The 25,581-nt window shown below is 71.2% G+C and carries 22 protein-coding genes and 1 pseudogene; 17 read left to right on the top strand and 6 right to left on the bottom strand.

The window, feature by feature from the left end; translation table 11 throughout:
* Positions 1-40: 40 nt before the first annotated feature.
* From IE178_RS00175 to IE178_RS00200, 6 genes are all read left to right on the top strand, one after another.
* Positions 41-964, top strand: a complete 924-nt coding sequence (locus IE178_RS00175) for a hypothetical protein (RefSeq protein ID WP_193510843.1) — start codon at positions 41-43, stop codon at positions 962-964.
* A 192-nt stretch (positions 965-1,156) separates the two neighbouring features.
* Positions 1,157-1,690 carry a 2'-5' RNA ligase family protein gene (locus IE178_RS00180; protein ID WP_184760316.1) on the top strand — a complete coding sequence of 178 codons (534 nt, stop codon included), beginning with the start codon at positions 1,157-1,159 and terminating at the stop codon, positions 1,688-1,690.
* 527 nt (positions 1,691-2,217) lie between these two features.
* Positions 2,218-2,973, top strand: a complete 756-nt coding sequence (locus IE178_RS00185; protein WP_193511165.1) for a (5-formylfuran-3-yl)methyl phosphate synthase — start codon at positions 2,218-2,220, stop codon at positions 2,971-2,973.
* Between the two features lie 8 nt (positions 2,974-2,981).
* A complete protein-coding gene (locus IE178_RS00190) occupies positions 2,982-4,385 on the top strand; it encodes an aldehyde dehydrogenase family protein (protein WP_184760317.1) in 1,404 nt (467 codons plus the stop codon).
* A gap of 1 nt (position 4,386) precedes the next feature.
* On the top strand, positions 4,387-5,493 hold the full coding sequence (locus tag IE178_RS00195) for an NAD(P)-dependent alcohol dehydrogenase (protein ID WP_184760318.1): 1,107 nt from the start codon (positions 4,387-4,389) through the stop codon (positions 5,491-5,493).
* Between the two features lie 80 nt (positions 5,494-5,573).
* Positions 5,574-6,479 carry a class I SAM-dependent methyltransferase gene (locus tag IE178_RS00200; RefSeq protein WP_193510844.1) on the top strand — a complete coding sequence of 302 codons (906 nt, stop codon included), beginning with the start codon at positions 5,574-5,576 and terminating at the stop codon, positions 6,477-6,479.
* A 149-nt stretch (positions 6,480-6,628) separates the two neighbouring features.
* On the opposite strand, the gene IE178_RS00205 is transcribed toward IE178_RS00200, so the two are convergent.
* The 5 genes and pseudogenes from IE178_RS00205 to IE178_RS00220 all read right to left on the bottom strand — a co-directional run bounded on the left by IE178_RS00205 (position 6,629) and on the right by IE178_RS00220 (position 9,988).
* Positions 6,629-7,162 (bottom strand): EF-hand domain-containing protein, encoded by a 534-nt coding sequence (locus tag IE178_RS00205; protein ID WP_184760320.1) that lies wholly within the window; start codon positions 7,160-7,162, stop codon positions 6,629-6,631.
* A 393-nt stretch (positions 7,163-7,555) separates the two neighbouring features.
* A pseudogene (locus tag IE178_RS35605) lies at positions 7,556-7,648 on the bottom strand (integrase/recombinase); the annotation flags it as partial.
* A gap of 318 nt (positions 7,649-7,966) precedes the next feature.
* Positions 7,967-8,341, bottom strand: a complete 375-nt coding sequence (locus IE178_RS00210) for a beta/gamma crystallin domain-containing protein (protein ID WP_184760321.1) — start codon at positions 8,339-8,341, stop codon at positions 7,967-7,969.
* Positions 8,342-8,674: 333 nt separating this feature from the next.
* Positions 8,675-9,040: a beta/gamma crystallin domain-containing protein gene (locus IE178_RS00215; RefSeq protein WP_184760322.1), complete on the bottom strand. Its 366-nt coding sequence runs from the start codon at positions 9,038-9,040 to the stop codon at positions 8,675-8,677.
* A gap of 90 nt (positions 9,041-9,130) precedes the next feature.
* A complete protein-coding gene (locus IE178_RS00220) occupies positions 9,131-9,988 on the bottom strand; it encodes a hypothetical protein (protein WP_318279756.1) in 858 nt (285 codons plus the stop codon).
* Positions 9,989-10,266: 278 nt separating this feature from the next.
* Here IE178_RS00220 and IE178_RS00225 point away from each other — a divergent pair, with 278 nt between their 5' ends.
* From IE178_RS00225 to IE178_RS00265, 9 genes are all read left to right on the top strand, one after another.
* The gene (locus IE178_RS00225) at positions 10,267-12,561 is read left to right on the top strand and encodes an ATP-binding protein (protein ID WP_193510845.1); all 2,295 of its coding nucleotides are present in this window, start codon (positions 10,267-10,269) and stop codon (positions 12,559-12,561) included.
* Positions 12,562-12,855: 294 nt separating this feature from the next.
* The gene (locus tag IE178_RS00230; protein WP_193510846.1) at positions 12,856-14,241 is read left to right on the top strand and encodes a nitrate/nitrite transporter; all 1,386 of its coding nucleotides are present in this window, start codon (positions 12,856-12,858) and stop codon (positions 14,239-14,241) included.
* Positions 14,242-14,361: 120 nt separating this feature from the next.
* On the top strand, positions 14,362-15,513 hold the full coding sequence (locus IE178_RS00235) for a uroporphyrinogen-III synthase (RefSeq protein ID WP_193510847.1): 1,152 nt from the start codon (positions 14,362-14,364) through the stop codon (positions 15,511-15,513).
* A 114-nt stretch (positions 15,514-15,627) separates the two neighbouring features.
* Entirely contained in the window at positions 15,628-16,221 is a 594-nt protein-coding gene (locus IE178_RS00240) for a CGNR zinc finger domain-containing protein (RefSeq protein WP_184760326.1), read from the top strand.
* A 289-nt stretch (positions 16,222-16,510) separates the two neighbouring features.
* On the top strand, positions 16,511-17,095 hold the full coding sequence (locus tag IE178_RS00245) for a sigma-70 family RNA polymerase sigma factor (protein ID WP_193510848.1): 585 nt from the start codon (positions 16,511-16,513) through the stop codon (positions 17,093-17,095).
* A gap of 74 nt (positions 17,096-17,169) precedes the next feature.
* Positions 17,170-17,931, top strand: coding sequence for an anti-sigma factor family protein (locus tag IE178_RS00250; RefSeq protein WP_318279758.1), 762 nt, complete (start codon positions 17,170-17,172; stop codon positions 17,929-17,931).
* Positions 17,932-17,991: 60 nt separating this feature from the next.
* Complete coding sequence (locus IE178_RS00255; protein ID WP_184760329.1) at positions 17,992-20,289, top strand: HelD family protein; 2,298 nt, start codon at positions 17,992-17,994, stop codon at positions 20,287-20,289.
* 449 nt (positions 20,290-20,738) lie between these two features.
* Positions 20,739-22,157, top strand: coding sequence for an NAD-dependent malic enzyme (locus tag IE178_RS00260; RefSeq protein WP_184760330.1), 1,419 nt, complete (start codon positions 20,739-20,741; stop codon positions 22,155-22,157).
* A gap of 430 nt (positions 22,158-22,587) precedes the next feature.
* Positions 22,588-22,869, top strand: a complete 282-nt coding sequence (locus tag IE178_RS00265; RefSeq protein ID WP_004987462.1) for an HU family DNA-binding protein — start codon at positions 22,588-22,590, stop codon at positions 22,867-22,869.
* Between the two features lie 173 nt (positions 22,870-23,042).
* Here the strand turns inward: IE178_RS00265 and murA are convergent, their stop codons facing one another.
* The gene (gene murA, locus IE178_RS00270) at positions 23,043-24,389 is read right to left on the bottom strand and encodes a UDP-N-acetylglucosamine 1-carboxyvinyltransferase (protein ID WP_184760331.1); all 1,347 of its coding nucleotides are present in this window, start codon (positions 24,387-24,389) and stop codon (positions 23,043-23,045) included.
* Positions 24,390-24,643: 254 nt separating this feature from the next.
* Here murA and IE178_RS00275 point away from each other — a divergent pair, with 254 nt between their 5' ends.
* Positions 24,644-25,216 carry a YqgE/AlgH family protein gene (locus IE178_RS00275; RefSeq protein WP_167531811.1) on the top strand — a complete coding sequence of 191 codons (573 nt, stop codon included), beginning with the start codon at positions 24,644-24,646 and terminating at the stop codon, positions 25,214-25,216.
* Positions 25,217-25,246: 30 nt separating this feature from the next.
* Positions 25,247-25,537, top strand: a complete 291-nt coding sequence (locus IE178_RS00280) for a DUF3039 domain-containing protein (RefSeq protein ID WP_184760333.1) — start codon at positions 25,247-25,249, stop codon at positions 25,535-25,537.
* Positions 25,538-25,581 lie beyond the last annotated feature (44 nt).

Below are 25,581 nucleotides of genomic sequence, written 5' to 3' on the forward strand. Positions count from 1 at the left end.
GGTTGCGTAAGTGAACAGTGTGGCCAGGGGGCTTGGACGGATGAGCAAGCGGCAGACGCAGAAGATGCTGCGGTTGATGGCGAGCGGGGAGCCGGTGGAGCTCACCAGTGCGATGGCGTCCGTGAAGAAGCTCGCCCGACTCGCCTTCGTCGCCCAGCAGTTCGGCTACGAGTACGCGGACGTGCGGCAGGGCGGCGGGAACAACAGCCAGCTGAAGATGCTGATCGTGCCCGACCCGAGCCCGCACGCCCGGGCCCGCGCCGCGCAGAACTGGGCGCAGTATCCGAACGCCGGCGACGGGGTGTCGGTGCCGCCGCTCGTGCCGGACGCCTTCGAACTCCTCAAGGCCCGCATCAACTTCGACCTCACCGGCAAGAGCGCCGAGAAGCGGATGGGGTACGGGGCCCTCGGTGTCTCCATCGGCTGTGTGCTCTTCGCCTACCAGGCGGGCGGCTCGTCCGACGACTTCGTCGTCGCGGCCGTGGTGTGGCTGGTCGTCATGGCGATCCTCGGCATCGGCTTCGTCGTCACCCGCAAGCGCAACGCCAAGTTCGCGGCCCGGTTGCAGGCGGCCGGGTTCGCCCCGGTGACGGACGAGACCGGCCGGGTCCGCTACCTGCCCCCGGGTGGTCAGATACCGGGGCACGGCAATCCCTTCGGTGGCGGCGGCCCGTACGGCGCCCCCGGCGCGGCCCCCGGTTACGGCCATCAGCCGTCTCAGCCCCACCAGCCCTCGATGCCGTACCCCCAGCAGGCCCCGGGGCCGTACGCCCCCCAGGCCCCGGCCGCCTACGGCACCCCGCCCGTGCCCACCCCGTACGGCGCCCCGCCCCAGCCCCCGGCCCAGGCTCCCGGCCCCTACACCCCGCAGCAGCCCCAGCAGCCCCAGCAGCCCCCGTACGGGCAGCCCGCCCAACCGCCCCACCCCCAGCAGAACCCGCACTGGCAGCCCCCGCAGCACTAGGGCCTGTCGCTTGGATCATGCCGGCGTCGCGGAGCGTGGCACGCGCATCTGCCGCGTCGTCGTCGGTTGCCGACTCCCCCACGCTCGGCTCCGCTCGCGTGGGGGGACCCCCATCGCGTCGCCGCCCTCCTCGGTGGCTCCGTATGGGGTCGCAGACCTCGCTCCGCGGGCGATCGCCGGTAGGCTGCGACGGTGCGCACGGTCGAAATCCTGTTGGACGAGGCGGCAGAGCTGGCGGTCCGGGAGGCCTGGCGGCGGCTCGCGGACGCGGGACTGCCCAGTCAGGCGCGCCACCGCTCACCGACCAACAGCCCGCACCTCACCCTGGCCACCTGTCCGGAGCTGACCGCCCCGATCCGCTGGGAGCTTGCCGAGGTGGCTGCCTCCCTGCCGCTGCCGGTGCGGTTCACCGGCCTGGTCCGCTTCGAACGGCCCACCTCGGTGCTGGCCTGGGCGCTGGACCTCGACTCCGTGCTGGCCCGCTTGCAGCGCAGGGTGTGGGAGGCGGTGGCCTCGGACAGCCCGCCCGAGACCCTCAACCCGCTCCATGAACCCGGGCGCTGGAGCCCGCACATCACCCTTGGCCGGACCCGGCGGGCCGGTGCCTTCACCGACCGGCGGGTCTCTGAGCTGCTGCCGGCGCCGCCGCTGTCGGTCCGGCTCACCACCCTGCGCAGTTACGACACCCGGAGCGGCGCTCTGGAGGTGCTGGAGCCCCGCCCCTGAAGGCTGTGTCCCACCCGGCCGGTTGGCAGTGGTGCCGTGGCCCTGGGGAGCGGACGGTGGGGACGGATCGTTCCGGACGGCCTGTGGGCATCGCGAGGCCGTTGGCGCGGGTGCGCCCGCAGGGGGGCGGGGTCGCCTCGGACGTCGATGATGAGGCCGCTCCGCGTCGCGATCACCACGCGCCGGCAACCCGTGGGCATGCCCCCGGCTGTCTCGAAGGGGCCTCATCGCGGGTGGGGAGCACAACAGCGAGCTCACCGGCCGACCCACCGGACCGGGGCCGTCCCCACGGACGCGTGGACGGCCCCGACATCCACCGGCCGGAGGCGCACGAGCCGGACGATCGCGTGCCGGTCCACGCCGGTGCGCGCGGCCCACTGCGCGAGGGCACGAGCGCCACGGGCCAACTCCGCACGCCCTACCAGCGCCCGGGGGCGGCGGAAATGATGAGCCCACCGCACACGAGCCACGTCATCCGCGATCCCCTGCGCCTCGGCCGGGCGGACCGGCGGCGGAAGGAGTTCACGGTGTTGCTTCTCATCTCCCCGGACGGTGTCGAGGAAGCCCTCGACTGTGCCAAGGCGGCGGAGCACCTCGACATCGTCGACGTCAAGAAGCCCGACGAGGGCTCGCTCGGCGCCAACTTCCCCTGGGTCATCAGGGAGATCCGCGACGCGGTGCCGACGGACAAACCGGTGTCCGCCACCGTGGGAGACGTCCCGTACAAGCCCGGCACGGTGGCCCAGGCCGCGCTCGGCGCGGTCGTCTCCGGCGCCACGTACATCAAGGTCGGCCTCTACGGATGCACGACGCCCGGTCAGGGCATCGAGGTCATGCGCGCGGTCGTCCGGGCGGTGAAGGACCACCGCCCCGAAGCGCTCGTCGTCGCCTCCGGCTACGCCGACGCCCACCGGATCGGCTGCGTCAACCCGCTCGCCCTGCCCGACATCGCCGCCCGCTCCGGCGCCGACGCCGCCATGCTCGACACCGCGGTCAAGGACGGGACGCGGCTGTTCGACCACGTTCCGCCGGACCTGTGCGCCGAGTTCGTCCGTCGGGCCCACACGTCCGGTCTGCTCGCCGCCCTCGCGGGCAGTGTCGAACGAAGCGACCTCGGCGCGCTGACCCGCATCGGCACGGACATCGTGGGTGTGCGGGGAGCGGTCTGCGAGGGCGGCGACCGCAACGCCGGACGGATCCAGCCCCACCTGGTGGCCGCCTTCCGGGCGGAGATGGACCGGCAGGCCCGGGAGCAGGCGGCCGGCGTCCCGGCCGCGAACTGACCACCGGCATGCCGGCCTCCGAGCCCGACCGCGTCCCCGGCCACCGAGCCGCGCGTTTCCCCGTCGTCGACCCGGCCACCGGGAAGACTTTCGACGAGGCCCCCGACCAGCAGCCGGACGAGCTGGACTCCGTGGTCGACCGGGCCCGGCGGGCCTGGCACGGCTGGCGCGCCGACCCCGCCGCCCGCACCACCGCGTTGCGCGTGGCGGCCGACGCCGTGGAGGCAGCCGGCGAGGACCTCGCCCGGTTGCTCACCCGGGAGCAGGGCAAGCCCCTGACCGAGTCGTACGCGGAGATCGCCCGTACGGCGGCCCGCCTGCGCTACTTCGCCGACCTCGCCCCGAGGACCCGGCGCATCACCGACGGCCGGCCCGTGGACAGCGAGATCCGCTGGCGATCCCTCGGACCCGTCGCCGCGATCGTGCCGTGGAACTTCCCCCTTCAGCTCGCGGCGGCCAAGTTCGCGCCCGCGCTCGCGGCGGGCAACACCGTCATCCTCAAACCGTCCCCCTTCACCCCGCTCGCCACCAGGCTGCTCGGTTCCGTCCTCGCCACCGTCCTGCCCGAGGACGTGCTGACGGTCGTCACCGGCCGCGAACCGCTCGGCGCCCGCCTCGCCTCCCACCCCGGCATCCGCCACGTCACCTTCACCGGCTCGGTGCCCACCGGGCGGACCGTGGCCGAAGCGGCGGCGGCCTCGCTCGCCCGGGTCACCCTGGAGCTGGGCGGCAACGACGCCGCCGTCCTGCTGGACGACGTCGAGGTGGACCGGATCGCGGACCGGCTGTTCTGGGCCGCCTTCCGCAACTGCGGGCAGGTCTGCATGGCGGTCAAACGCGTCTACGCCCCGGCCCGGCTCCACGCCCAGGTCGTCGAAGCCCTCGCCGAGCGCGCCAGGACCGTCGCCGTCGGGCCCGGCCTCGACCCGGACACCCGGCTGGGACCGGTCAACAACGCCCCCCAGCTGGCCCGGGTCGAGCAGATCACGCGGCGGGCCCTGGCGGACGGCGCCCGGGCGGCGGCCGGCGGCCACCGGCCGGCCGGGCGGGGGAACTTCTTCGCCCCCACGATCCTCACCGACGTCCCGCCCGACAGCCCGGTGGTGACCGAGGAGCAGTTCGGTCCGGTCCTGCCCGTACTGCCGTACCGGAGCCTCGACGAAGCCGTCGACGCCGCCAACGGCACCGGCTTCGGGCTGGGCGGGTCCGTGTGGGGCACCGACCTCGACCGGGCCGAGGCGGTGGCCGACCGGCTCGAATGCGGCACGGCCTGGATCAACCACCACGCCGAACTGTCCCTTGCCCAGCCCTTCGCGGGCGTCAAGGACAGCGGCGTCGGCGTGGCGGGCGGAGCGTGGGGGCTGTACGGCAACCTGCGGCCGTTCGTCGTCCACCGTCCGCAGGAGGTGTGAGGTGAGGTTCCAGGCGGCCGTACTGCGCTCGTACGAGGATCCGTTCACGCTCGAGGAGGTGGCCCTGCGGACGGAACCCGCCGCCGGTGAGGTCCTGGTCCAGATCGCCGGCTGCGGGATGTGCCGGACCGACCTCGGGGTCCGGCGAGCGGCCGGCAGCAGCCCGCTGCCGGCGGTGCTCGGCCACGAAGGGGCCGGGGTCGTGGTGCGGACGGGCGGCGGCCCGGACACCACCATCGGCGTGGGTGACCACGTCGTGCTGAGCTTCGACTCCTGCGGGCACTGCCGCAACTGCCGCGGCGCGGCCCCTGCCTACTGCGACTCCTTCGCCTCCCTCAATCTCTTCGGGGGACGCGCACAGGACGCGCCGCGGCTCACCGACGCGGCCGGGGAAGCGCTGGCCCCCCGGTGGTTCGGCCAGTCCTCCTTCGCCGAGTACGCACTCGTCTCGGCCCGCAACGCCGTTCGGGTCGACCGAGCACTGCCCGTCGAACTGCTCGGGCCGCTCGGCTGCGGGTTCCTCACCGGCGCCGGAGCCGTGCTGAACACCTTCGCCGCCGGCCCGGGTGACACCGTCGTCGTCATCGGCGCGGGAGCCGTGGGTCTGGCCGCGGTGATGGCGGCCACCGCCGCCGGCGCGCTGACCGTGGCCGTGGACCGGCACCCCCGGCGGCTGGCCCTGGCCGAGCGGTTCGGCGCGATCCCGCTGCCCGCCGAGACGGCCGGACTGGCCGAGTGGATCCGGCGGGTCAGCGACGGCGGCGCGCAGTACGCGCTCGACACCACGGCCTCAGCCCCGCTCATCAACGACGCACTCCGGGCACTGCGCCCCACCGGCAGCCTCGGCCTGGTGGCACGGATCCGCACCGCGCTGCCGCTCGAACCGGGCACGCTCGACCAGGGCCGCAGCATCCGCCACATCTGCGAAGGGGACGCCGTCCCCGCACTGCTGATACCGCTGCTGATCCGGCTCTGGCAGGCCGGACGCTTCCCCTTCGACCAGCTCATCCGCACCTACCCGCTGGCCGACATCAACGAGGCCGAGCGCGACTGCGGCGCCGGCCGCGTGGTCAAACCCGTCCTGCTCCCGACCGGAAGAAGCCGGTGAGCGCGGCCCCCAGCATCGCGGACCCACCGCATCCGACGAGCAGGAAGCTCGTGGTCCCCACTTCCGTCAACGGAGGAGACATGACCGGCACGGCACCGCAGCGGACGGACGTGGAAGGCGTGGACGGAGGTGTGGGCCTGACCGCCTTCCTGGTCGCCGCGGCACGGGCGATCGAGACCTACCGCGACGACAGCCTGGCTCAGGACACCTACGCGGAACACTTCGTGCGCGCTGCCCCGGCGTGCGCGGACTGGCCGGTGCGCATCCAGCAGGTCCCGGAGGGGGACGGCAACCCGCTGTGGGGGCGGTTCGCCCGCTACTTCGGCCTGCGGACCAGGGTCCTCGACGACTTCCTGCTCCGGTCGGTCCGGACGGGCCCCCGGCAGGTGGTCCTGCTGGGAGCGGGGCTGGACACGCGTGCCTTCCGGCTGGACTGGCCGTCCGGCTGCGAGGTCTTCGAGGTCGACCGGGCGGGCGTGCTGGAATTCAAGCACCAGGTGCTCACGGACCTGGCGGCCACCCCAAAGGTGAAGCGCGTCACCGTACCGGTCGACCTGCGCGCGGACTGGGTCGGCGCGCTGACCAACGTCGGCTTCGACCCCGCGGCACCGAGCGTCTGGCTGGCCGAGGGACTCCTCTTCTACCTGCCGGGCCCCGCCGAGACGTACCTCGTCGACACGGTGGACAGGCTGACCACCGAAGGCAGCGCCCTGGCCTTCGAGGCCAAGCTGGAGAAGGACCTGATGCTGTACCGCGACAGCCCGATCTACACGGCGACGCGAGAACAGACCGGTATCGACCTGCTCCACCTCTTCGACAAGGGGCCGCGACCCGACTCCGCGGGCGACCTGACGGCCAAGGGCTGGTCCACCTCGATGTACACGCCCTTCGACTTCACCCGTCGGCACGGACGTGGCCCCCTCCCCGAGACGAACGACGCACTGGAGGGAAACCGGTGGGTGTTCGCGTACAAGTCACGGCCATGACGCCCGCAGCGCTCACGACGACGTCCGCACGGGAGCTGGGGACGGGGCCTGCCGCGGGCCCGCACGGTGGGACGCGTCCCGGTGGAGGGGCAGCCGGTCGCGTCGCAGCGGTCGCCGCCCGCGCCCGGCGCTGCCCCTCACGGGCCGTGTCAGACGGACCGGGCAGCCACGAGCCGGTCGCCCGGGATCCCGGCCAGGTCCGGCGCGTAGTAGTCCTCGATGCCGGCGGCCCACGTACCCACGGCGATGCGGTCCTCGGCGTCCGGGCCGAAGGCGTCGAAGAGGGCGTGGATGTTCGCCTCCTCGAAGCCGATCGCCGTCATCAGGGACACGAAGAGGGGGCGCTCGATCAGACCGTCCCCGTCGGGGTCGCCGAGTGCGGCGAGAGCCTCGGCGAACTCGGTGATCGTGGGGCCGAAACGCTCGGGGTCGAGCACGAACGGACGGAACTCGTCCACGGTGATCACACCGTCGCCGTTGGCGTCCAGTTCAGTGGCCAGCGTCGTCCAGTAACGGCGGAACGCCGCCCGGATGGCGGCCTTGGCGCCGTCGTCCGACGCGGCCGCCGCCTCCAGAACCCGGCCCGTCATCAGGTCGAAGTCTCCGGAGTCGATTACTCCGTTGCCGTTGGCGTCGAAGAGGGAGAAAACCAGTTCAACCCGCTTGGCGGCCTCAGTCCGCATGTCCATCACCTGTCTTCCGTGACCCGACGACTCCGGGCCTGTCCCATGAGTGCCTCTACGTGACCGTGTGGCCGACACACGCCCGACCTCGCGCGTGTAGCGGCCACGACCCATGGAACCGCCATGAGGAGCCGCGACATCTCGGTCTTCGCTTGTGGTGACAGAAAGACTGCCGAACGAGCGAGTGTGACAGGTCGGATGCCTCACCTGCGACAACCAGACCGCTTCGACTGATCCCGTTCGTCAGCTCACATGATTCCGCTTCCTTGGTAGGGGGTTGGGGAGGAGGAACGGCGCCCGCGCCGGGAGAGGGCGCGGACGATGGTGACCCTGTGTTCGGGGGCGACGCGGGCGAAGACCCCGATGTCCTCGACGCCGGTCCGTGAAGTCCTGCTCCAAGTCCTCGATGTTGACGCCGAGGATCTCCTGCGCCCGCGCGCAGGTCTCGTAGGGCATGCGCCACAGAGTCTTCTCCCGCAGGTGCACGCCCGTTGGCTGGCGATGTTTGCCGTGGCCCGGATCGCGGGCCGCTTCAGGGGGGTGAGCCGCGCGTCACCGCCGTGCGTTCGTGCTCGGGTTGCTGTCCGGCGCCGAGCGGAAGGACGGCTGGCGGCAGGCCGAGCAGCCCGGCCATGTGGCGTTCGCGACCACATGGCCGGGCCCCTGCTGTCGGCCGATCTCACCGATGCCATCGGCCTGACCGGTGCCTTCGCCGATGCACTACGTCGACTGCGTCCGCGCGGGACCGGACACGGCCCGGGCCGGGTGGCGGTGAATCTGGCGGGTGCCCGTTTCCGCCGGTTATCAGAGGATCCTGATGCCGTATATCCTGACCCCACCTGGGTGGTTCGGCCAGGTCATCTCGGTGTACTTGCCGATCGGCTGCTCGGGCTGCCACCTTCCGTCCCCATACCACTGGACGCGGTTGTTACCTGTCCAGATCCGGGTGACCCAATAGTCCCGGACGCCCCCCACAGGGCTCTGGCCGGCGTTGGCGTAGCAGAAGTTCTCGTCCAGAGTGGTGCTGCCCAGGTGCGCTGTGACGTGGAGGTATTCACGGTTTCCGCAGGGGACGATGTCGATCGCCGACGCGTTCGTCGCTGTGGCGGCCATGAGGGAAGCCGTCAGGGACACAGTCGTCAGCGCAGCCAGGGCCGCCCGCTTAACTGTCTGATGCATGGGTGTTCTCCTCGAAACCCTTTCATCGAAGGCCCGGCGTGACCGCCAAGGCCGATGGGAACGCTACGGACACCGCGGGCCGGGTCGTCATCCTGCGGAGCCGTTTCGACGGAGCTCCCGTGATGGAGGGCAGGTCCTGCGCCGGGCCCCCGGAAACGGATGGCCGTGGACGTGGCCAGGTGTGGTCGTTTCCGGGCCGTCCCGTCGGCGCGGCTGTCTGGATACCGGCCTCGCGAGCCCCCCCCGGCGGGGCTGCGGACACAGCTCCGCCAGGGGACGTTACGACTGTTCGGACCGAACGGACAGGACCACGCCCCCGCTACCACTGACGGTTCAGAGAATCTTGATTCCGGTTACACTGACCCCACCCGGGTGATTCGGCCAGGTGAAGACGGTCCACTTGTTGATCGGGGTGTCGGGCTGCCACCTTCCGTCCCCGTGCCACTGGACCCGGTTGTTGCCGGTCGAGATCTTCGTGATCCACCAGCCCCTGGCGAATTCCAAGGTTCCGGCGTTGGCGTAACACAAGGTCTGGGTGGGCCCAAGGGTCGGGTGGATGTCGATCTGCAGGAACTCGCCCGTACTGCACGGTACCTGGCCGATCGCGGACGCCTGCGTCGTGGTGGCAAGGGTGAGTGAGGTCGCCGCCACGACGGTCGTCAGCGCGGACAGGACCACTCGTTTGGCTGCTTGGTTCATGGAAGTTCTCCTTCTCGTGTCGTGCTGGAGGGCCGGACGGTGGTGCGGTCTGGCGCAGTGCCGTCCGGAGTCGAGGGGTGAGGCTCCGATTCAGTTCGTGTCGGACGCGGCCAGGAGGTGTGCGGCCCGGTCGACCTGCGCCTGAACCTGTTTCTTGTAGCCAGTCAGGACTTCGGCGTTGGCGGATATGAGCTGCTGCTGGTATCCGGTGAGGACGGCGAAGTAGACGGCGGCCAGATTCGATGACAGCGTGCAGGACTCGTCGGCCGTGGCCGCGGCGATCTCCTTCCCGGTCGCCTTCTCGGCGTTCAGGAAGCCGTTGGCCAGCTCCTCGGGATCGTCGGCCGGATGTCCCGCCGTGCTCATGCAGTCCGACCAGTGTTCACGCGCGGCACCGACCCGGCTGTCGGCGGCCGCCTGCTGGAACGACTGTCCGAACAAGTCCTGGGTGAGCTTCCAACCCCGGGTGCCGGCGAGAGAGGGCACTTGCTTGTCCGCCTTGTCCCAGCAGGCGTTGTAGTCCTTCAATTCCCGGCCGGTCGGGCCTTGGGTGGCTGGAAGGGGTACGGCGACGTGGAAACCGATGCGCTTGGCGGTCGCACTGCCTATGTAGCCCCAGGCGCCGGCCGGGTGGATCGCTTCTTTTTCTTCTTTCGTCTTCGCGGCAGCCTGGGTCTTCTTCTGGCCTGAATAGCTTGTGTATCCCCGGTTTTGCATGCAGCGGGCGACCAGCGCCTCGTTTGTCCGGTGCAGCAGGACGTCGTCCTGCTCGGAGGTGCCGTAGGCGGACAGCGGGAGGCCCGTCAGACCGTCGTATCCGGTGGCGGGCGCTGTCGAAGTGGCCGCGATGGCCGGCGGGGTCGGCGTCACATGCGCCGTGCTGTCGGTGAGGCCCGCGGAGCAGCCGATGGTCAGCAGACCGGCGGCGATCGCCGTGATGGAGGTCATGCCCATGACGGGCCGTACGGCTCGCCGCGCGCCGGGGGCAACTCGAACGGTTCTCATGCTGGACTTGCCCTTTCCGGGAGCAGGAGCGCGGTGCCGGCCGCGGGGAAGGCCAATCGGTTTTGGTCGGACGGGTGCTTTATGGACAGATGCATTCACCACCTGATCGGGACGGATGTGACAAGTAGACTGCTCCTCACGATCGATGCCCAGGCAGAACAGCAGGCACAAGTACCGCCGGTACGAAATGCCTGCGCGCATACTCGGCGGAGAAGCGGACGTTGGACAGCTCGTTAGGGGCGCTCTTACGGCGCCTGCGGCATGCCGCCCATATGACCATCGAGGAGTTGTCGAACGCTTCCGGGGTCAGCGTGCGAGCGATCGGCAACCTGGAGCGCGGTGAGAGCCTCGGGCCGCAGCGCGCCACCGTGATCGCACTCGCGGACGCGCTACGACTGACCGGTGAGTGTCGCGACGAGCTACTGCGGGCCGCCCGCGCCGGTCAGCGCCGCAACCCGGCACCGGCCCCGGGGCTGATGGCGATGCCTCGCGCGGTGCCCGACTTCACCGGCCGCGGCCAGGAGGTGGGCTGGCTGGCCTCGCTCACGGACGGTTCGCCGGACGAGCCGGCGCCCATCGTCGTGATCTCGGGCCAGCCGGGGGTCGGCAAGACCAGTTTGGCGGTGCACGCCGTCAGTAGGCTGTCGCACCGTTTCCCAGACGGGTACTTCTTCGTCGACCTGCGCGGCCTGGAGGCACGGCCGCTGGACCCCGGCGTCGTTCTGGAACGGCTGATCCGCGCCCTGGCGCCGACCCACAATCGGCTGCCGCTCGATGTGGGGGACCGGGCGGCCCTGTACCGGTCCGTGGTTGCCGAGCGCCGGATCGCCGTGGTGTTGGACAACGCGGCGGACGAGGCCCAGGTACGTCCCCTGCTGCCGGCGACCGGCGCGGTCCTGACAGTGATCACCAGTCGTCGGCTGCTCACCGGCTTGGAAGGGGTGGCCCGGCTCCCACTGCCGCCACTGCCTGACGCGGAAGCCCGCGACCTGCTGGAGCACCTGATCCCCGGCCTACCCGCTGCCGGCCATGCCACCGACGCGATATCGCGACTGGCGCACTCCTGCGGCAACCTCCCACTGGCCCTGCGGATCGTCGGCAACCGCATGGCCAGCCGCCCCGACTGGTCACCCGACCGGCTCGCAGCCCGTCTCGAGGGCGAGGAACGCCGTCTGGACGCACTGACCGCCGGCGACCTGGAGGTCACCGCGGCTTTCGAACTGTCCTACGCACAGCTGTCCGGCGTTGCGCGACAACTCTTCCGACGACTGTCCCTGATGCCGGGACCGCACTGTGGCCCCCAACTGGCCTCGGTGCTGGGAGGGCTGCCGGACGCCGACACGGAGGACGCCCTGGACGAGCTGGTCGAGCTCGGTCTGCTTCAGTCGGGTTTCACTGCGCGCTACCGGCTGCACGACCTCATCCGGATCTTCGCCCGACGGCGACTGGAGCAAGAGGAGCCCGAGGACGAGCGCGCCGCCGTCGAGACACGAGCGGTGGACTGGCTGCTGGACACGGCGATCGCGGCCGGCCGCTGGTTCGAACCGGACTACCACAAGACCTTCCCCGAGCAGCGGGACGACCGCGCGCAGCTGGACTCCCCTGAGGCCGCACAACAATGGTTGATGACCGAGGCCGACGGCTGGCTCGCCGCGCTGGAACTGGCTGCCGCCACCGGAAGGTGGCAACGGGTGGTCGACGTGGCCGAAGCCATGCACTGGTTCTCCGATCGCTGGATCCACTGGGGCTACTGGCCCCGGATATTCACCCTGTCCAGCAACGCCGCCGCCGAGCTGGCCGACCACACCGCCGCCGCAACGCATTTGAACTACCTCTCCTGGGCGCACAACACGTGCCTCGGCGACACCGCGGGAGCGAGCGACTGCGCCCGTCGAGCCCACGCGGAAGCGGTCATGGCCGGGGACCTGCGACAGCAGGCGTGGGCCGACTCGTACCTGGCGGTGGCGCTGTTGAAGGCCGGGGATGCCCACGGCGCGCTGCCGCTGGCTGCCCGGGCGATGAGGGGGTTCCGCACCGTGAACGACCGAGAAGGCATGGTGATGCACGCGCTGTCCACCCTGGGCAGAGCGCTCGAGCGCACCGGGAAGCCCGACGAGGCGCTGCGTGCCTATAGGCACAGACTCACACTGGCGTCCGACCCGGCCACCGCGCCGTCGCCCGTGATCGCGGGAATGACACGGGTATCGGCGGCACGCGACATCGGCCTGCTGCACATCACGCAGGGAAGGTGGCGGGAGGCGATCGCGGCACTCGAGCCGGCCGTCGCCTGGGAACCGGCCTCGAACATTCCCCAATGGCAGGCGCAGATGTACGCCGCGCTCGGCCGGGCACGCCGGGAACTGGGGCAGACCGAAGGCGCGTTGGCCGACGTGGACCGCGCCATCGCGATCCATGAGCAGATCGGTGACGACAACGCCGTAAAGGCCATCCAAGCCCTGCGCAACGGTTTGGGCCCGGACCCGAGCACTCGATCGACAACGGAAACGACATCATGAAGGAGTCGAGGACCGGACGGTCCTCAGTCCTGCCAAGCAGCCCTCACCCTCGCGTCGCTGCTGATGCGGGCGTGACATGTGACGACAACTCCTAGCAGTCCCCGCGGCGCCGGACGGGACCCGGCACCTCACCGCCCCGCCCGGCGCCGGACACCTCTCACCCCGCCCCCGCCGGTGGTGAGAGCAACGTTCCCTACCGGTCACTGTGCGCCACAGACCGGAAACGCTCCCTCCCTACCTTCGGGATCAGCCCCTCGCGGCACCGTCCGCACCCCGGAGAACAGTGGAGGCGTCATGACAGCCGCTAGCCCGCCCCCCGCGCCCCAGAGCCGGGGCGGCCGATGGATCCAGCACTGGGATCCGGAGGACGAGACCTTCTGGAACGAGACCGGCGAGAAGATCGCCCGCCGCAATCTCCTCTTCTCCGTGCTGTCCGAGCACATCGGGTTCTCCATCTGGACGATGTGGTCCGTGCTGGTGCTCTTCATGGGCCCCGAGTACGGGCTGACGCCCGCCGACAAGTTCCTGCTGACGTCGATGGTCACGCTGGTCGGCGCGGTGGTCCGGGTGCCGTACACCTTCGCGGTCGCGGTCTTCGGCGGGCGGAACTGGACGATCGTCTCCGCCGGACTGCTGCTCGTCCCCACCGTCGCCGCGTTCGCCGTGATGGAGCCGGGGACGTCCTTCTCCACATTCCTGCTGGTCGGCCTGCTGGCCGGCATCGGCGGCGGCAACTTCGCCTCCTCCATGACCAACATCAACGCCTACTTCCCGCTGCGGAAGAAGGGCTGGGCGCTCGGTCTGAACGCCGGCGGCGGCAACATCGGCGTCCCGGTGATCCAGCTCGCCGCCCTCGCGATCATCGGCGCGAGCGGCGGACCGCGGGTGCTGCTCGGCATCTACATCCCGCTGATCGTCGTCGCCGCCGTGCTCTCCGCGCTCTACATGGACAACCTGGCCTCGGTGAAGAACGACACCGGTGCCGCCAAGGACGCCGCCCGGGACGCGCACACCTGGATCATGTCCTTCCTCTACATCGGCACCTTCGGCTCGTTCATCGGCTACAGCTTCGCCTTCGGGCAGGTGCTCCAGAACCAGTTCGACCGTACGCCGCTCGAAGCCGCCTACGTCACCTTCATCGGTCCGCTGCTCGGCTCGCTGATCCGCCCGGTGGGCGGCTCGCTCGCCGACCGGTACGGCGGCGCTCGGATCACGCTGTGGAACTTCGTCGGCATGGGCGCGGCGACCGCGGTGCTGATCGTCGCCTCGATGCAGGAGTCGCTGGTGCTGTTCACCGTCGCCTTCGTGGTGCTGTTCGTGCTGACCGGCCTCGGCAACGGTTCGACGTACAAGATGATCCCCGGCATCTTCCAGGCGAAGGCGCTGGCCAAGGGGCTCCGGGGCGAGGAGGCGGCCGCGTACGGGCGGCGGCTGTCCGGGGCCTCCATGGGGCTGATCGGCGCGGTGGGCGCGCTCGGCGGGGTCGGTATCAACCTGGCCTTCCGCCAGTCCTTCCTCTCCTACGGCTCCGGCACCGGGGCGTTCGTGGCCTTCCTCGCCTGCTACGCGGTCTGTTTCGCGGTCACCTGGGCGGTATACCTTCGCCGCCCGGCGGACCGCGCGGGTGACACGAGCACCGCCCCGGAGGAGAAGCCGCAGCTCAGCTACGCCAGGGTGTGACGTAACACTGGTGACACGAAGCCGAACCGAGCCTGTCATGGATCGTTGACAGGCTCGATCGGCATGGAGGTGGAGCCGCACCTTCATGCAGGACGCCGACTCGAGTGCGGGACGAGAGCCATGGACGACGAACGACAGCCACCCGATCACGGGCCACTCGCGGGTTTCACCGTGGGGGTGACCGCGGCGCGCCGTGCCGACGAACTGGGCGCGCTGCTGGAGCGGCGCGGAGCCGTCGTGCTGCACGCCCCGGCCCTGCGGATCGTGCCGCTCGCCGACGACAGCGAACTGCTGGCCGCCACCAAGGACATCATCGGGCAGGCCCCGGACATCGCGGTCGCCACCACCGCCATCGGCTTCCGGGGCTGGGTGGAGGCCGCCGACGGCTGGGGACTGGGCGAGGACCTGCTGGAGAGGCTGCGCGGGGTGCGGATCCTGGCGCGCGGGCCCAAGGTGAAGGGCGCGATCCGGGCCGCCGGACTGACGGAGGACTGGTCGCCGGCGTCGGAGTCGCTGGCCGAGGTGCTCGACCTGCTCCTGGAGGAGGGCGTCGACGGGCTGCGCATCGCCGTACAGCTGCACGGTGAGCCGCTGCCCGGGTTCGTCGAGTCGCTCAGGGCCGGGGGAGCGGAGGTGGTGGGGGTGCCGGTCTACCGGTGGCTGCCGCCGGAGGACATCGGCCCCGTCGACCGCCTCCTCGACGCGACCGTCGCCCGGACGCTGGACGCGGTCACCTTCACCAGCGCGCCCGCCGCCGCGTCCCTGCTGTCGCGCGCCGAGGAACGGGGCCTGGCCGACGACGTGCTCGCCGCCCTCGGCCACGACGTGCTGCCCGCCTGCGTCGGCCCGGTCACCGCGCTGCCGTTGCAGGCGCGCGGCATCGACACGTTCCAGCCGGAGCGCTTCCGGCTCGGCCCGCTCGTCCAGCTGCTCTGCCAGGAACTGCCCGCCCGCGCCCGCGCGTTGCCCGTCGCCGGACACCGGCTGGAGATCCGGGGGCACGCGGTCCTGGTGGACGGCGGGCTCAGGCCCGTACCGCCGGCCGGGATGTCCCTGCTGCGGGCGCTGTCCCGGCGGCCGGGCTGGGTCGTCGCCCGCGCGGAGCTGCTGCGCGCCCTGCCGGGGGCGGGCCGCGACGAGCACGCGGTGGAGACCGCCATGGCCCGCCTGCGCTCCGCCCTCGGCGCCCCGAAACTGATCCAGACGGTCGTCAAGCGCGGCTACCGCCTCGCCCTGGACCCGGTGGCGGAGTCGAAGTACGCGGACGGGTGAGCGCGGCGCGAGGGGTTCCAGGGACCGGAGCGGGCGGGCACTGTGGGAGGGGAACGGTTTCCCGGATCGCTCACCGGCCCCCCGCGCGGGGCCAACCTAGGCGGTGGCAGGAACATGGCACTGGGTACGGTCACGGCGCCCTACGAGCCGAGGTTCGACACCGGGCGGATCTGCCTGGATCTGCTCGCGACCACCCATCCCGAGGAACGGCTCGACTCCGTGGCGGCGCTGCGCGCCTGGATCACCGGCTCCGGGCTCGTGCCGGGGGACACCTCGCTGGCCCACGCCGACACGTCGTGGCCGGCGGCGTTCCGTGAACTGCGCGGGCAGCTCGCCCCCTTGGTGCGCGGGCGGCCGGCGCCCGGCGTCCCCTCGCACGACCTCGCACTCGCCCGGGTCAACGAACTCGCCCGCGCCGCGCCCCCGGCGCCCCGCGCGGTCCCCGGCGAGGACGGCGCGCTGGTGCGGAGACTGGACGGCCCGCCCGGCCGCGCCGCGCTGCTCGCGGTGATCGCGCGGGACGCGGTGGACCTCCTCACCGACCCCGCCGCCCGGGCGAGCCTGCGGCAGTGCGAGGGCGACAACTGCCCGATCGTGTACGTCGACACCTCCCGGGGGCGCCGGCGGCGCTGGTGCTCCAGCGAGGTCTGCGGCAACCGCGAACGGGTGGCCCGCCACCGCCGCCGCGCGGCCCTCGCGCGGGCCTGAGACGACACCCGCTCAACTCCCCCCTCCGGTATGCGGCTTCCGCGCGCCGGTCGCGGCGGGACGCCGAAGTGACGTCGGTTACACACCGTTCGGCGCCCCGGGTCCACGGCCGGCCCGACCGGCCTCGCCGTCGTGTCGGAAAGGTGAAGAAGAAGCGGGGGGAATGTGACCTCATGTCCCGGTCGTCACGCCACCCCACAGAAAACCGTCCCCGCGCTTTGAACACCCGCCCCCCACCGTCCGTACCGGTTGTCGAGCGACCGACTGGGGGATCCCCCGGACACCGGAGGTGGGCGTGCGCAAGGATGCGGCCGTGGCCAATGACCGTGGATCGAGGGCCCGACATCGCATGTCCTCACAGCCCTCGGGACCCGATGAGGAGCTGATGCGGGCGCTGTACCACGAGCACGCCGGACCTCTGCTGGCCTACGTCCTGCGGCTGGTCGCCGGAGACCGCCAGCGCGCCGAGGACGTCGTGCAGGAGACGCTCATCCGTGCCTGGAAGAACGCCGGTCAGCTCAATCGGGCGACCGGTTCGGTACGCCCCTGGCTGGTGACGGTCGCCCGGCGCATCGTCATCGACGGCCACCGCAGCCGGCAGGCCCGGCCGCAGGAGGTCGATCCGTCGCCGCTGGAGGTCATCCCCGCGGAGGACGAGATCGACAAGGCGCTGTGGCTGATGACGCTGTCGGACGCGCTCGACGACCTGACCCCGGCCCACCGGGAGGTCCTCGTCGAGACGTACTTCAAAGGGCGTACCGTCAATGAGGCGGCACAGACGCTCGGCATACCCAGCGGCACCGTCCGCTCCCGGGTGTTCTACGCCCTGCGGTCGATGAAGCTGGCTCTGGAGGAGCGGGGGGTGACGGCGTGATGGGTGTGTACGGGGGAAACCAGGGATTCGGCACGGGCGGTACGGGTATGTCTGGTGCCATGGAGGGATCACCGGTGCCGAACGAACACGAGACCGTCGGTGCCTATGCCCTCGGGATTCTCGACGACGCCGAAGCAACCGCTTTCGAGGCGCACTTGGCGACCTGCGAGTGGTGCGCCCAGCAGCTCGACGAACTCGCCGGCATGGAACCGATGCTGGCCGCGCTCGCGGACCTGCCCGGTACCGGCACGCCCGCGCTGGGCGAGTCGCTGTCCGCCAAGCCCTCCGCGCGCGTGGTGGAGAAGCTGGTCGACGAGGTCGCCGAGCGCCGCGCGCGCAAGCGCCGCCGCAACTTCTACATGGTGGCCGCCGCGGGCGCGCTGATCGTCAGCGGCCCGTTCGTCGCCGTGGCGGCGAGCGGCGGGGGCGACGAAAGCGGGCCCAGGAGCGGCACCGGGCAGACGCTCGCCGCGAACCCGGCCAAGGACGCCTTCGACAAGGCCTCCGACAGGATCTCGGCCACCGATCCCGGCACCAGGGTCTCCGCGACCGTGGCGCTGGAGGAGAAGACCTGGGGCACCGGGACGGTCCTCGAACTGAAGAACGTCACGGGTCCGCAGAAGTGCTCCCTGGTCGCCGTCGGCAAGAACGGCGAGCGGGAGACCGTCACGTCGTGGTCCGTCCCGGACTGGGGCTACGGCATGCCGGACGCCAAGACGGACAAGGCCAGGCAGCCGCTGTACATCCAGGGCGGCGCCGCGTTCGAGCCGAACGAGATCGACCACTTCCAGGTCATGACCTTCGACGGCAAGCTGCTCGTAGAGGTCGACGCGTAGCCTCACGGGGTCCCCTTCGCGTACGGTTGACGGCTGCCCAGCACGTCAGAAGGGGGCCCGGTGGCCGCTCAGGCTCAACAGCAAACCGCGGTCGATCCGGTTCACGACTCCGTTCGCGACCGGGAGATCAGCCTGGAACAGGAACACCTGGACCGGGTGTACCGCCGCCTCGAGGAGAAGATCCACGAGGCGGAGTTCCTCATGCGTGACGCCGCCCGGCGCGGCCAGGTCGGCACGCCCGGCGCCCTCGCCGAACGGGACGCCCAGGTCTTCCGGGCCGGCATCCACCTCAACCGGCTGCACAACGAGTACGAGGACTTCCTCTTCGGCCGTATCGACCTGCTGCTCGGCAAGGACGGCAAGAAGGGCCCCGACGGCGCCTACACCGCCGTCGAGCCCGCCGAGGGCGCCGTACGCGCCGACAACACCGCCGACATCGCCGAGACCCTGCACATCGGCCGTATCGGCGTCCTCGACGAGGATTACACCCCGCTGGTCATCGACTGGCGGGCCCCGGCGGCCGCCCCCTTCTACCGGTCCACGCCGGTCGATCCCGGCCGGGTCGTGCGGCGCCGAGTCATCCGCTCCAAGGGCCGCCGGGTCCTCGGCGTCGAGGACGACCTGATGCGGCCCGAGCTCACGGCGTCCCTCGACGGACACGAACTGGCGGTCATCGGCGACGGCGCCCTGATGGCCGCGCTCGGACAGGCCCGCACGCACACCATGCGCGACATCGTCGCCTCCATCCAGGCCGAGCAGGACCTGGTGATCCGCGCCCCCGCCGCCTCGGTCACCTACGTCGAGGGAGGCCCCGGCACCGGCAAGACCGCCGTCGCCCTGCACCGCGCGGCCTACCTGCTCTACCAGGACCGGCGCCGGTACGCGGGCGGCATCCTGATCGTCTCGCCCACCCCGCTCCTCGTCGCCTACACCGAGGGCGTGCTGCCCTCCCTCGGCGAGGAGGGCCAGGTCGCCATCCGGGCCATCGGCTCGCTGGTCGAGGGCGCCGAGGCCACGCTGTACGACTCCCCGTCGGTGGCCCGCGCCAAGGGCTCGTACCGCATGCTCAAGGTGGTGCGGAAGGCCGCCCGCGGCGCGCTGGAACGGAACGACGCACCGGACCGGCTGCGGGTCGTCGCCTTCGGCCGGCGCCTGGAACTGGAGGCCGAGGACCTGGCCGCCGTCCGCCGCACCGCCCTCGGCGGCACCGCCCCGGTCAACCTGCTGCGCCCCCGCGCCCGCAAGCTGCTCCTCGACGCCCTGTGGGAGCGCTCCGGCGCCGGCAACCGGCACACCGACCCGGAACTGGCGGCCGAGCTGCGCTCCTCCTTCGACGAGGACATCACCTCCGAGGACGACTTCATCGCCTTCCTCGACGCCTGGTGGCCCGAGCTGACCCCGGCCGCCGTCCTGGACGCCATGGCCGACGAGAGGCGCCTCGGCCGCTGGGCCCGCCGCATCCTCAACCCGGGCGAGGTCCGCAAGGTCGCCCGCTCGCTGAAGCGGGACGGGCGCTCCGTGCACGACATCGCGCTCCTCGACGAGCTCCAGTCCCTCCTGGGCACCCCCGCCCGCCCCCGCAGGCAGCGCGAGCTGGACCCGCTGGACCAGCTCACCGGCCTGGAGGAGCTGATGCCGGTGCGCGAGGAGAGCCAGCGCGAGCGGGCGGAGCGGCTCGCCCAGGAGCGCGTCGAGTACGCCCACGTCATCGTCGACGAGGCGCAGGACCTCACGCCGATGCAGTGGCGCATGGTCGGCCGCCGTGGACGCCACGCCACCTGGACGGTCGTCGGCGACCCGGCCCAGTCCTCCTGGTCCGACCCCGAGGAGGCCGCCCAGGCCCGTGACGAGGCCCTCGGCACCCGCCCGCGCCGCCGCTTCGAGCTCACGGTGAACTACCGCAACCCGGCGGAGATCGCCGATCTGGCGTCCAAGGTGCTCGCCCTCGCCATGCCCGGCTCGGTCTCGCCGAGGGCGGTGCGCTCCACCGGCGTGGAGCCACGGTTCTCGGTGGTGGCGGACTCGCTGGGCGCGACCGTGCGCGCGGAGGCGGCCCGGCTGCTGGACCGCGTGGACGGCACCGTCGGCGTGGTCGTCGCCATGCAGCGCCGCGAGGAGGCCCGGCGCTGGCTCGACGGGCTCGGCGACCGTGTGGTGGCCCTCGGCAGTCTGGAGGCCAAGGGCCTGGAGTACGACGCGACGATCGTCGTCTCCCCGGCCGAGATCGCCGACGAGTCACCGGCCGGCCTGCGGGTCCTGTACGTCGCCCTGACCCGGGCGACGCAGCAGCTGACGGTGGTGTCGCAGGAGCGCGACGAGCCGGACGCGGCCGGGGTGCCGGATCTGCTGAGGGACTGAATCCGGCGCGGGACAGGACCGGCGGGAAAAAGCGCTTGCGTCACGGGAATGGCCTTACGGGATCCGTTTGTTAGCCTGGGTGTGGCACCGGCCCGATCCAAGCCCCCGGGCCCAACCTTCGTCGCTACGAGCGACCACTTGCCGCGAGGCGAGCATGGCGGGTCGGTGTCATCAAGCGTGTGAGAGGCCCACGTCACGAAAAGTGACGTGGGCCTCTTTCGCTGCCGGTGGACCTTCCCGTCCTTTCCCGGCCCCGACGATCTCTCGTATGGTGGAAACCAAATTCCGAAAGGCGCCGCCGGACTTGCGGTTACCCGCCCCTGACGCGAACAAAACGTTCTCAATCCGGGGCGGCTACCGCGTACTCAGTGGTAGGTGCGACGATCGGACGGCACAACGCTGTGACACACAGCGGCGCAGCGACACGGTGAAAGCAGAGGAAGTCGGCCATGGCAACGGCGCCCAGCGTCTCCTACTCGATGACCATCCGGCTGGAGGTGCCCGCCAGCGGAACCGCGGTCTCCCAGCTCACCGGGGCTGTCGAGTCCCACGGAGGCTCGGTGACCGGCCTCGACGTCACGGCGTCCGGCCACGAGAAGCTCCGGATCGACGTCACCATCGCGGCCACCTCCACCGCCCACGCCGACGAGATCGTCGAGCAGCTGCGCGGCATCGAGGGCGTCACCCTGGGCAAGGTCTCCGACCGTACGTTCCTGATGCACCTCGGCGGCAAGATCGAGATGCAGTCCAAGCACCCCATCCGCAACCGTGACGACCTCTCCATGGTCTACACGCCGGGTGTGGCCCGGGTCTGCATGGCGATCGCCGAGAACCCCGAGGACGCCCGCCGCCTCACCATCAAGCGCAACTCCGTCGCGGTCGTGACGGACGGTTCCGCCGTGCTGGGCCTGGGCAACATCGGTCCCAAGGCCGCGCTGCCGGTCATGGAGGGCAAGGCGGCCCTGTTCAAGCGGTTCGCCGGCATCGACGCCTGGCCGATCTGCCTCGACACCCAGGACACCGACGCGATCGTCGAGATCGTCAAGGCCATCGCCCCGGGCTTCGCCGGCATCAACCTGGAGGACATCTCCGCGCCGCGCTGCTTCGAGATCGAGGCCCGGCTGCGCGAGGCCCTCGACATCCCCGTCTTCCACGACGACCAGCACGGCACCGCGATCGTCGTCCTGGCGGCCCTCACCAACGCCCTGCGCGTCGCCGGCAAGGCGATCGAGGACATCCGCGTGGTCATGTCCGGCGCCGGCGCGGCGGGTACCGCCATCCTGAAGCTGCTGCTCGCCGCGGGCCTGAAGAACGCCGTGGTGGCCGACATCCACGGCGTGGTGCACGCGGGCCGCGAGGACCTGGTCGACGCCGTCCCCGGCTCGGCCCTGCGCTGGATCGCCGACAACACCAACCCCGAGGGCCTGACCGGCACGCTGAAGGAGGCCGTGCGCGACGCGGACGTCTTCATCGGCGTCTCCGCCCCGAACGTCCTCGACGGCGACGACGTGGCCGCGATGGCCGACGGCGCGATCGTGTTCGCGCTCGCGAACCCCGACCCCGAGGTGGACCCGGCGATCGCCCGCCAGACGGCGGCCGTCGTGGCCACCGGCCGCTCCGACTTCCCCAACCAGATCAACAACGTGCTGGTGTTCCCGGGCGTCTTCCGCGGTCTGCTCGACGCGCAGTCCCGCACCGTCAACACCGAGATGATGCTGGCCGCCGCGCAGGCCCTGGCCGACGTGGTGACCGAGGACGAGCTCAACCCGAACTACATCATCCCGAGCGTGTTCAACGACAAGGTCGCGGGCGCGGTCGCCGGCGCGGTGCGGGACGCGGCGAAGGCGGCGGGGGCGTCGGCCTCGTAGCCGCACCGGACGTCACGGGGGCCTCGGCCTCCCTCACAGGCCCGGACGTCCGGGCCTGTGAGGATCACCACGCGCCGGTTTGAACCGGCGCGTCGTGGAACCCGTAGGAACTGGCAGCCCTCTAGGGTGGCGGCCAGACCCGGGCTCCGGCCCCTGCTGTCCGCTGCCGGAGGCGGACGGAGCGTCACCGTATAGAGGCCGTGGCGCTCTTCGTGTGACTCCCTCGGGTGTTCTCACGACTCCTGCGGGTGCCGGATTGGCTTTACCGCCGCAGGTAGAGGCAGGATGCGTCCCTGGGCGCGAGGGTCTGACGACGGACCCGGGTCCGGGGACTCACCGAGGAACCTGGCAGCATCGGCTTCGCCGTGCCCGACATGCGGCTCCGCCGCGTGGCACGCCTCAACGGCAAGAAGAACACGGGAGTAACAACATGAACCGCAGTGAGCTGGTGGCCGCGCTGGCCGACCGCGCCGAGGTGACCCGCAAGGACGCCGACGCCGTGCTGGCCGCGTTCGCCGAGGTCGTCGGCGACATCGTCTCCAAGGGCGACGAGAAGGTCACCGTCCCCGGCTTCCTGACCTTCGAGCGCACCCACCGTGCCGCTCGCACCGCGCGCAACCCGCAGACCGGTGAGCCGATCCAGATCCCGGCCGGCTACAGCGTGAAGGTGTCCGCGGGCTCCAAGCTCAAGGAAGCCGCCAAGGGCAAGTAGCCTCGCCTTTCGGAGAGCGCCGTGGGCGACCGCGGGCCCGTTGTGGCTGGTCGCGCCCGCGCGGCGAAGCCGCACAGGCACGCGGCCCCCGCGCCCCTTGAGGTGCTGTACTGATGCCGATGGGGCGGTCACCCGGTTCTGGGTGACCGCCCCGTCGGCGTTCGTGCGAAGGGTCAGCCGAGGGCCTTGCCCGGGAGCTCGACCTTCGCTCCCAGCGCCATGAGCTTCTCCATGAAGTTCTCGTAGCCGCGGTTGATCAGGTCGATGCCGTGCACGTGGGACGTGCCCTGGGCGGCGAGGGCGGCGATGAGGTAGGAGAAGCCGCCGCGCAGGTCGGGGATGACCAGGTCGGCGCCCTGGAGCCGGGTCGGGCCGGAGACGACCGCCGAGTGGAGGAAGTTGCGCTGGCCGAAGCGGCAGTCGGAGCCGCCCAGGCACTCGCGGTACAGCTGGATGTGCGCACCCATCTGGTTGAGCGCGGAAGTGAAGCCGAGCCGGGACTCGTACACCGTCTCGTGGATGATGGACAGGCCCGTCGCCTGCGTCAACGCGACCACCAGCGGCTGCTGCCAGTCCGTCTGGAAGCCCGGGTGGACGTCCGTCTCCAGCGCGATGGACTTCAACTGCCCGCCGGGGTGCCAGAAACGGATGCCCTCGTCGTCGATCTCGAAGGCACCGCCGACCTTGCGGTAGGTGTTCAGGAACGTCATCATCGACCGCTGCTGGGCGCCGTGGACGTAGATGTTGCCCTCGGTCGCCAGCGCCGCCGACGCCCAGGAGGCGGCCTCGAGACGGTCGGGCAGGGCACGGTGGGTGTAGCCGCCGAGCTTGTCCACACCGGTGATGCGGATCGTCCGGTCGGTGTCCATCGCGATGATCGCGCCCATCTTCTGCAGGACGCAGATCAGGTCCTCGATCTCCGGCTCCACCGCCGCGTTGGACAGCTCGGTGACGCCCTCCGCGAGCACCGCCGTCAGCAGCACCTGCTCGGTCGCGCCGACGGACGGGTAGGGCAGCTGGATCTTGGTGCCGCGCAGCCGCTGCGGCGCCTCCAGGTACTGGCCGTCCGCCCGCTTCTCGATCGTCGCGCCGAACTGCCGCAGCACGTCGAAGTGGAAGTCGATGGGCCGCCCGCCGATGTCGCAGCCGCCCAGACCCGGGATGAAGGCGTGCCCGAGCCGGTGCAGCAGCGGGCCGCAGAACAGGATCGGAATCCGCGAGGAACCCGCGTGGGCATCGATGTCGGCGACGTTGGCGCTCTCCACGTACGTGGGGTCGAGGACCAGTTCGCCGGGTTCCTCACCCGGACGGACCGTCACCCCGTGCAGTTGCAGCAGACCCCGTACGACCCGGACGTCGCGGATGTCCGGAACGTTGCGCAGACGGCTCGGTGCGCTGCCCAGCAGCGCGGCGACCATGGCCTTCGGTACGAGGTTCTTCGCACCGCGGACACGGATCTCGCCCTCCAGCGGGGTTCCGCCATGGACAAGCAGTACGTCTTCAGCGCCGTTGACGGTCATGAATCTCGCGTTCCGTGGGAGTGGGGCAAGGGGCCAGAAGGGAAAGGGTAATCGCCCCGCACCCCCCTTCCGTAAGCCTGTGGAGGGCCCGGGACGGTCATGGGTCTGTCACAACACGAACCGTTCCCCGGCGGTCACACCGGGTCATCGCGACCCCTGTGCGCCGGGCATGCTCTCGTCCGCCCTGAGCTGCCTTCACTCCCGTACCGCCATTGCCTCCCCACGCGGGACCGAGATGCGGGATCATGTCTGGCATGACCGAGGTGTCCTCGCTCACAGGGCGGCTGCTCGTGGCCACTCCCGCCCTGGCGGACCCGAACTTCGACCGCGCGGTGGTGCTCCTCCTCGACCACGACGAGGAGGGCTCCCTGGGTGTCGTCCTCAACCGTCCCACCCCGGTGGACGTGGGCGACATCCTGGAGGGCTGGGCGGATCTGACCGGCGAACCGGGCGTCGTCTTCCAGGGCGGTCCCGTGTCGCTGGACTCGGCCCTCGGTGTCGCCGTCGTCCCCGGCGGGGCGGCCGGGGAGACCGCGCCCCTGGGCTGGCGGCGGGTGCACGGCGCGATCGGACTGGTCGACCTGGAGGCCCCGCCGGAGCTGCTCGCCTCCGTCCTCGGTTCCCTGCGCATCTTCGCCGGATACGCCGGCTGGGGCCCCGGTCAGCTGGAGGACGAGCTGGTGGACGGCGCCTGGTACGTCGTGGAGTCGGAGCCCGGTGACGTCTCCTCCCCGTCTCCGGAGCGGCTCTGGCGCGAGGTGCTGCGCCGCCAGCGCAACGAGCTGGCGATGGTCGCCACGTATCCGGACGACCCTTCGCTCAACTGATGGCGGGGAGCTTCAGTACCCTTGGCTGTTATGAGCACTCTTGAGCCCGAGCGCGGGACTGGTACGGGGACCCTCGTCGAGCCGACGCCGCAGACCTCCCATGGCGACGGTGACCACGAGCGCTTCGCCCACTACGTCCAGAAGGACAAGATCATGGCGAGCGCCCTCGACGGCACCCCCGTCGTGGCGCTGTGCGGCAAGGTCTGGGTGCCCGGCCGTGACCCGAAGAAGTACCCGGTGTGCCCCATGTGCAAGGAGATCTACGAGTCCATGGGCGCCGGTGACGACAAGGACGGCAAGGGCGGTAAGGGCGACAAGTAGCCCTCACTTGCCGCGTCCGTCGGACCGTCGGACCGTTCGAAGGC

Source organism: Streptomyces griseoloalbus (genome assembly GCA_014650015.1).
Classification (GTDB): domain Bacteria; phylum Actinomycetota; class Actinomycetes; order Streptomycetales; family Streptomycetaceae; genus Streptomyces; species Streptomyces griseoloalbus.

Bases quoted from the DNA above. Each gene is read 5' to 3' on its own strand.
- IE178_RS00175 (WP_193510843.1), top strand. From the start codon at position 41: ATGAGCAAGCGGCAGACGCAGAAGATGCTGCGGTTGATGGCGAGCGGG.
- IE178_RS00190 (WP_184760317.1), top strand. From the start codon at position 2,982: ATGCCGGCCTCCGAGCCCGACCGCGTCCCCGGCCACCGAGCCGCGCGT.
- IE178_RS00200 (WP_193510844.1), top strand. From the start codon at position 5,574: ATGACCGGCACGGCACCGCAGCGGACGGACGTGGAAGGCGTGGACGGA.
- IE178_RS00205 (WP_184760320.1), bottom strand. From the start codon at position 7,162: ATGCGGACTGAGGCCGCCAAGCGGGTTGAACTGGTTTTCTCCCTCTTC.
- IE178_RS00210 (WP_184760321.1), bottom strand. From the start codon at position 8,341: ATGCATCAGACAGTTAAGCGGGCGGCCCTGGCTGCGCTGACGACTGTG.
- IE178_RS00215 (WP_184760322.1), bottom strand. From the start codon at position 9,040: ATGAACCAAGCAGCCAAACGAGTGGTCCTGTCCGCGCTGACGACCGTC.
- IE178_RS00220 (WP_318279756.1), bottom strand. From the start codon at position 9,988: ATGACCTCCATCACGGCGATCGCCGCCGGTCTGCTGACCATCGGCTGC.
- IE178_RS00230 (WP_193510846.1), top strand. From the start codon at position 12,856: ATGACAGCCGCTAGCCCGCCCCCCGCGCCCCAGAGCCGGGGCGGCCGA.
- IE178_RS00235 (WP_193510847.1), top strand. From the start codon at position 14,362: ATGGACGACGAACGACAGCCACCCGATCACGGGCCACTCGCGGGTTTC.
- IE178_RS00240 (WP_184760326.1), top strand. From the start codon at position 15,628: ATGGCACTGGGTACGGTCACGGCGCCCTACGAGCCGAGGTTCGACACC.
- IE178_RS00260 (WP_184760330.1), top strand. From the start codon at position 20,739: ATGGCAACGGCGCCCAGCGTCTCCTACTCGATGACCATCCGGCTGGAG.
- IE178_RS00265 (WP_004987462.1), top strand. From the start codon at position 22,588: ATGAACCGCAGTGAGCTGGTGGCCGCGCTGGCCGACCGCGCCGAGGTG.
- murA (WP_184760331.1), bottom strand. From the start codon at position 24,389: ATGACCGTCAACGGCGCTGAAGACGTACTGCTTGTCCATGGCGGAACC.
- IE178_RS00275 (WP_167531811.1), top strand. From the start codon at position 24,644: ATGACCGAGGTGTCCTCGCTCACAGGGCGGCTGCTCGTGGCCACTCCC.
- IE178_RS00280 (WP_184760333.1), top strand. From the start codon at position 25,247: ATGAGCACTCTTGAGCCCGAGCGCGGGACTGGTACGGGGACCCTCGTC.